Here is a 1,802-nt window from a genome sequence, read left to right as displayed (position 1 = left end):
GCGGTTTCGCCGCACTCGGGTCCCGTCGGGTGGTGGCCCGCCGCCCGGGCGGCGCCCCCCCCCGCCCCCCCCCGCCCCGCCCCGGCCCCGCGCCCCCCCCCCCCGGGGGCCCCCGGCGGTTCACAGCTCCCCGCGGGCCCTGGATGATGGAGTCTGGGAGAACGCCGGACACGGCGTCCAACCGCCCTCCGAACACCGGGAGCTGACACATGACCGCGAAGCCGACGACCGCCACCGACATCCTGATCGTCGGTGCCGGACCGACCGGACTGCTACTGGCCGGCGATCTCGCCGCGGCCGGGGTCGGCGTCACCGTCCTGGAGAAGCGCGGCGCCGAGTCCAACCTGACCCGGGCCTTCGCCGTGCACGCCCGCAGCCTGGAGCTCCTGGACGCCCGCGGCCTCGCCGACGACCTCATCGCCACCGGCCGCCCGGTCACCGGCCTGAGGATGTTCGACCGCTTCGGCATCGACCTGAGCTCGCTGCCCACCCGCTTCCCGTTCGTCCTGATCACGCCGCAGTACCACGTCGAACGGCTGCTCCAGGAGCGCGCCGAGCAGGCCGGCGCGACCATCCTGCGCGGCGCCGAGGTCACCGCCCTGCGCCAGGACGCCGAGGGCGTCACCCTGGAGACCCGCGACGGGAACACCTTCACCGCCCGGTACGCGGTCGGCACCGACGGCGTCCGCTCCACCGTGCGCGACCTGCTCGGCATCCCGTTCCCCGGCGAGTCCGTGGTCGACTCGGTGATGCTCGCCGACGTCCGGCTGGAGCGCGAGCCCGCCGACACCATCACCGTTGGCGCCAACGAGACCGGCTTCTCCTTCCTCGCCCCCTTCGGCGACGGCTGGTACCGGCTGATCGCCTGGGACCGCAAGGAGCGGCAGCCGGACGGCACCACCCCCTCCCCGGAGCGCCTCGCCGCCATCGCCCGGACCACCCTCGGCGAGGACTACGGCCTGCACGACGTCCGCTGGAGCTCCACCTTCCACAGCGACGAGCGCCAGGCCCCCAACTACCGCTCCGGCCGGGTCTTCCTGGCCGGCGACGCCGCGCACTGCCACTCCCCGGCCGGCGGCCAGGGCATGAACACCGGCCTCCAGGACGCTGCCAACCTGTCCTGGAAGCTCGCCGCCGCCCTCCAGGGCCGCGCCACCGACGCCCTGCTCGACACCTACCAGAGCGAACGGCACCCGGTCGGCCGGACGGTGCTGCGCACCTCCGGCGCGCTGATCCGGCTCGCCCTCGCCGAGTCCGCCCCCACCCGCGCACTGCGCGGGGCGCTCACCACGCTCGGCGGCCACCTCGACCTGGTCACCGAGCGCGGCGCCCGGATGGTCTCCGGCATCGACATCTCCTACCCGGCCCCGAAGGACGCCCACCCGCAGGTCGGCAAGCGCGTCCCGGACCTGCGGCTGACGGCGCTGCGCAAGCCCGTCGAGGGCGCCCCGGCCGCCCCCGAGCGGCTCTACGAGGCGCTGCGCGAGGGGAAGTTCGTCCTGGTCAGCAACGACGAACTGGCCGCCGCCGAGCCCTGGGCGGACCGCATGGTCACCGCCGCCCCGGCCGACCCGCACGGCAAGCTGCGCGACACCGTCCTGCTGATCCGCCCGGACGGCTACGCCGCCTGGGGCGCCGTCGACCCCGGCCAGGGCGAGCTCCGCACCGCCCTCACCGCCTGGCTCGGCACCCCCTGACCCCCGCCGGGGGGGGGGGGGGGGGGGGGGGGGGGGGCCACACGCCCCCAAACAGCCCACGCGAAAGCCACAAACCAACACAGAACAACCACAAGAACGCGCCAA

1 protein-coding gene is annotated in these 1,802 nt (G+C 75.5%); it reads left to right on the top strand.

What is annotated here, in order from left to right; all coding sequences use genetic code 11:
* Positions 1–209 precede the first annotated feature (209 nt).
* Entirely contained in the window at positions 210–1,697 is a 1,488-nt protein-coding gene (locus ACFV6D_RS30885) for an FAD-dependent monooxygenase (RefSeq protein WP_380562046.1), read from the top strand.
* The last annotated feature ends 105 nt before the right edge of the window (positions 1,698–1,802 follow it).

Source organism: Kitasatospora sp. NPDC059812 (assembly GCF_042732075.1).
Lineage (GTDB): Bacteria > Actinomycetota > Actinomycetes > Streptomycetales > Streptomycetaceae > Kitasatospora.
This window is presented reverse-complemented; position numbering and strand designations above follow the sequence as displayed.

Bases quoted from the DNA above. Each gene is read 5' to 3' on its own strand.
- ACFV6D_RS30885 (WP_380562046.1), top strand. From the start codon at position 210: ATGACCGCGAAGCCGACGACCGCCACCGACATCCTGATCGTCGGTGCC.